Source organism: uncultured Arenimonas sp. (assembly GCF_963976025.1).
Lineage (GTDB): Bacteria > Pseudomonadota > Gammaproteobacteria > Xanthomonadales > Xanthomonadaceae > Arenimonas.
In genome coordinates this window covers 1-4,691 of record NZ_CAXBJS010000198.1, presented here as the reverse complement: position 1 = coordinate 4,691, position 4,691 = coordinate 1, and the positions used below count along the sequence as shown (strand labels likewise).

The 4,691-nt window shown below is 68.6% G+C and carries 4 protein-coding genes and 1 pseudogene; 2 read left to right on the top strand and 3 right to left on the bottom strand.

Annotated features, from left to right (window positions below; genetic code table 11):
- Positions 1-25: 25 nt before the first annotated feature.
- Both AACZ35_RS12570 and AACZ35_RS12565 read right to left on the bottom strand, forming a co-directional pair.
- Entirely contained in the window at positions 26-787 is a 762-nt protein-coding gene (locus tag AACZ35_RS12570) for a class I SAM-dependent methyltransferase (RefSeq protein ID WP_339829830.1), read from the bottom strand.
- 55 nt (positions 788-842) lie between these two features.
- The gene (locus AACZ35_RS12565; RefSeq protein ID WP_339829829.1) at positions 843-1,388 is read right to left on the bottom strand and encodes a pseudouridine synthase; all 546 of its coding nucleotides are present in this window, start codon (positions 1,386-1,388) and stop codon (positions 843-845) included.
- Between the two features lie 67 nt (positions 1,389-1,455).
- Here AACZ35_RS12565 and AACZ35_RS12560 point away from each other — a divergent pair, with 67 nt between their 5' ends.
- On the top strand, positions 1,456-3,219 hold the full coding sequence (locus AACZ35_RS12560; protein WP_339829827.1) for an ABC transporter ATP-binding protein: 1,764 nt from the start codon (positions 1,456-1,458) through the stop codon (positions 3,217-3,219).
- A gap of 85 nt (positions 3,220-3,304) precedes the next feature.
- On the opposite strand, the gene AACZ35_RS12555 is transcribed toward AACZ35_RS12560, so the two are convergent.
- Positions 3,305-4,216: a methyltransferase gene (locus AACZ35_RS12555; protein WP_339829825.1), complete on the bottom strand. Its 912-nt coding sequence runs from the start codon at positions 4,214-4,216 to the stop codon at positions 3,305-3,307.
- Between the two features lie 187 nt (positions 4,217-4,403).
- On the opposite strand from AACZ35_RS12555, the pseudogene AACZ35_RS12550 reads away from it, so the two are divergent.
- A pseudogene (locus AACZ35_RS12550) lies at positions 4,404-4,691 on the top strand (catalase-peroxidase); the annotation flags it as partial.

Sequence of the window (4,691 nt, the reverse complement as noted above, 5' to 3'; positions counted from 1 at the left end):
GGAGGGACTTCAGTCCCTCCCACTGCTACAGATCCGCCGGCGGTGCCCGCCCGGCGCGGATGCTCAGCGGCCAGTCCACCTCGCGTTCCGTGTCCGGGTCACCCCAGGCATCGGCAAACCGTGCCTGCAGTTCGGTGACCGCATCGCGGCCGGTTTCGGCCAGGTAACGCTGGCTGGCCGACCAGCTGCGCAGGTAGGCCAGGTACTGGGCGAGCGTCCAGGACTGGCTCATTTCCAGGTGCGGGATCTCGCCCAGCGCCTCGAACCGGAACGGCAGATGCCGGTAGCCGTCCTCGACGTGCCGGCGTTCGTGCGGCCAGTAGGGGCCCAGCCGGTCTTCATAGAGTTCGTGGAAAACCGCGTCGACCTCGTGGCTGACCCGCGACCTGCCGTAACACCACACCGCGCACAACCCGTCGGGCTTGAGCACGCGCAGGGCCTCGTTGCAAAAACGCTCCTGGTCGAACCAGTGGTAACACTGCGCCGCGGTGACCAGGTCGACGGTGTCGGTGCGCAAGGTGCAGTGTTCGGCGGTTTCGACGCGCCAGGTCACGCGCGGGTGTTCGGGCGCATTGGCGATCTGTTCGCGGCTGGCGTCGCTGGCGTGGATGCGGTTGAACCAGTGCGCCAGCGCGATGCTGGCCTGGCCGTTGCCGCAGCCGACGTCCCAGACCAGGTCGTGGTGCCGGCACTGGTCGGCCAGCCATTGGTAAAGCGCATGCGGGTAGGTGGGGCGGGCCGCGGCATAGTCGGCCGCGTGCTGCGAAAAATGATCCTTGAATTCCACACACCCTCCGGCAGGCAATGGGGCCTGACCCCATTTGACTACCGGCGTCCGGGGGCTACAAGGGTTCTTCGCGCCACAGGCCGGGGCGCAGGCCTTCGAGTCGGTGCGGACCGACGGCAATGCGCAGCAGGCGCAGGGTCGGCAGGCCGATGGCGGCGGTCATGCGCCGCACCTGGCGGTTGCGGCCCTCGGTGATGGTCAGCTCGATCCAGCTGTCGGCCACCGTCTTGCGCTGGCGCACCGGCGGGGTGCGCGGCCACAGCCAGTCGGGCGCGCCGACCAGCTTCTGGGCCTTGGCCGGGCGGGTGGTGCCGTCCTTTAGCTCGACGCCCTGGCGCAGCATCGTGAGCTGTTCTTCGGTGGCGTCGCCTTCCACCTGGGCCAGGTAGGTCTTGGGCCAGTGGAACTTGGGCGAGCTGATGCGGGCGATCAGCGGGCCGTCGTCGGACAGCAGGAGCAGGCCTTCGGAGTCCTGGTCGAGCCGGCCGGCGGCGTAAACGCCTTCGGGCAGGTCGAAGCCCGCCAGCGTCGGCCGCGGCGGAACCGTCTTGTCCGTGAACTGGCTCAGTACACCGTAGGGTTTATTGAAGGCGATAAGCATCCGTCCATTCTACGCCGCATGGGAAAATGCTGCCGGGGCCAGGACCGGCCCCGCACAGGGAACCCCCATGACCCGCGAACACCCGCTGCGCCGCCTTGCCGGCTTCGCCCGCCCCCACCGGGGCACCGCCGTGGCCGCCACGGTCTATTCGGTGCTCAACAAGTTCTTCGACGTGCTTCCCGAGCTGCTCATCGGCGTGGCCGTGGACGTGGTGGTGAACCAGCAGGACTCCTTCCTGGCCGGCCTGGGCGTGCCCGACCCGCTGCACCAGCTGTACCTGCTGGTGGCCCTGTCGATCGCGGTCTGGGCGCTCGAGTCCCTGTTCGAATACCTGCTGGCGGTGAAGTGGCGCGGGCTCGCCCAGGAACTGCAGCACGCCCTGCGCCAGGCCGCCTACGGCCACCTGCAGCGGCTGCCGCCGGCGGTGATCGAACGCGAACGCAGCGGCCGGCTGATGGCGCTGATGAACGAAGACGTCAACCAGATCGAACGTTTCCTCAACACCGGCGCCAACGACCTGATCCAGGTGGTGGTTTCCTCGCTGCTGGTCGGCGCGGTGTTCTTCGTGCTGACCGCCAGCCTGGCGGCGCTGGCGATGCTGCCGATACCGCTGATCCTGATCGGCGCCTTCTGGTTCCAGAAGCGGCTGGCCCCGCGTTATGCCGCGGCGCGCGAAGCCGCGGCCACGGTATCGGCCCGGCTCAACAACAACCTGGCCGGCATGGCCACCATCCAGGCCTACACCGCCGAAGAGTTCGAGGCCGAACACCTGCGCCAGGCCTCGGATGGCTTCCGCGCGCGCAACGCCGACGCCATTCGTTTTTCGGCGGCGATCACGCCGGTCATCCGCATGGCCATCCTGGCCGGCTTCGTGGCCACGCTGCTTTACGGCGGCGTGCTCACCCTGCGCGGCGAACTGGGGGTGGGCAGCTATTCGGCGCTCGTATACCTCACCCAGCGCCTGCTGTGGCCGCTGACCCGCCTGGCCGACATGGTGGACCTGTACCAGCGCGCCATGGCCTCGGTGAACCGGGTGATGGACCTGCTGGACATGCCGGTGCCGGTGCGCGGCACCGGCGAGGTACCGGCGGACGCCCGCGGCGAACTTCGCTTCGAGGGCGTCGGATTCGACTACGAAGGGCGCGTGGCGGTGCAGGACATCAGCCTGCACATCCCTGCCGGCGCCACCGTCGCCCTGGTCGGCGGCACGGGCGCGGGCAAGTCCACCCTGCTCAAGCTGCTGCTGCGCTTCCTGGACCCGAAGCAGGGCCGGCTGGTGCTCGATGGCGCCGACCTGGCGGGCATCGCGCCAGCCGCGCTGCGCCGGGCGGTGGGCTACGTCGCCCAGGAGCCCTTCCTGACCGACGGTACGGTCGCCGACAACATCGCCTACGGCGAACGCCAGCCCGACCGTGCCCGGGTGGAAGCGGCGGCCCGCGCCGCCGAGGCGCATGGCTTCATCGACGCGCTGCCGCTGGGCTACGACAGCGAAGTGGGCGAACGCGGCGGCAACCTCAGTGGCGGCCAGCGCCAGCGCATCGCCCTGGCGCGCGCGCTGTACCGCGACCCGAAGGTGCTGGTGCTCGACGAAGCCACCTCGGCCGTGGACAACGAAACCGAAGCCGCGATCCAGCGTTCACTCACCCGCGCCGCGAAGGGCCGGACGACCCTGGTGGTGGCGCACCGGCTGAGCACCGTACGCCACGCCGACGTCATCCACGTGATGGACGCCGGCCGCATCGTCGAATCGGGCAGCCACGACGAGCTGCTGGAAAAGGGCGGCGCTTATGCCGCCCTCTGGCGCCTGCAGACCGGCGAGCTGATGGCCTGACACGATTGTGGGAGGGACTTCAGTCCCGATGCCTTTGCCGCGAAAGCATCGGGACTGAAGCCCCTCCCACATTGGATACCAAGGCTTATTCGGCCTGGGGCTTCACGAAGCGCAGGGTCATGCGGTCGCTTTCGCCGATGGCGGCGTATTTGGCCGCGTCGGCTTCTTCGTGGTTGTTGCCCGGCGGCAGGGTCCAGACGCCGTTGGGGTGGTCCTTGGTGTCGGCCGGGTTGGCGTTGATCTCGCTCTTTTCCTCGAGCACGAAACCGGCGGCTTCGGCCAGGCCGATCACGTAGTCCTCGGGCAGGTAGCCGGAAGTCTTCACCTCGGCCAGGGTCTTGCCCGCCGCGGCGCGGTGTTCGACAACGCCCAACACGCCGCCCGGCGCCAGCACGTCGTAGAAGGACTGGAACATCGCCGCTTCATTGCCGGCCATCACCCAGTTGTGCACGTTGCGGAAAGTCAGCACCACGTCGGCCGAGCCCGGCTCGCCGATCACCGGCGCCTTCGGGTCGATCTCGACCAGGGTGGCTTCGCCGTAGACGTCCGGGCGCGCCGCCAGCTTGTCGCGCAGCTTGGTGTTGGCTTCGGTGTAGTAGTTCTGGGCGCGTTCGTTGCCCGACTTCGCCGGGTCGTTGATGACGCCGATGTAGCCGCCCTTTTCGCCCGGCAGCGCGGCCAGGATTTCGGTGTACCAGCCGCCGCCCGGGGAGATCTCGACGATGGTCTGGCTGGGGCCGACGCCGAAGAAGGCAAGGGTTTCGCGCGGGTGGCGCCAGGCGTCGCGGGCCACGTTGTCGGCGTCGCGCCAGTCACCGGCCAGGACCGCGTCCATCGGGTCGACCTGGGCGTCGCGGTCGGCGGTTTCGGCGCTGTCGGCGACCGCGGCTTCCGGGGTGGCTTCCGGCGTGGCGGCCGGCTCCTCGGATGGGCTGCAGGCGGCCAGGCCCAGGGAAAGGGCGAAAGCGAGGGCAAGGGGGGTGCGAGCGATTCGCATGGAGGGGCTCCGGGGCATGAAAACGAGCCCGGAGGCTATCACGGGGGCCCGTTAAGCCCCTGCAACGGCGCGGCCGGCGCGGAACGATAGTCAGCCGCTATGGCAGCCATTGGAAAAAAGAACTTCACCTATCGCAATCAGAGGGCCACTCTGTCCTGACCATCCGCGGATCCCAGGAGAGAACGCCATGTCCAACGAAGCAAAATGCCCCTTCTCGGGCGGAAGCCGCAGCCAAGCCATCACCGGTGCCTGGACGAACGCGGACTGGTGGCCCAACCAGCTCAACCTCGGCATCCTCCACGGCCATTCGCCGCGGGCCAACCCGATGGGCGAGGACTACGACTACCGCGAAGAGTTCAAGAAACTCGACCTCGACGCCGTCATCAAGGACCTGCACGCCCTGATGACCGATTCCCAGGACTGGTGGCCGGCCGACTACGGCCATTACGGTCCCTTCTTCATCCGCATGGCCTGG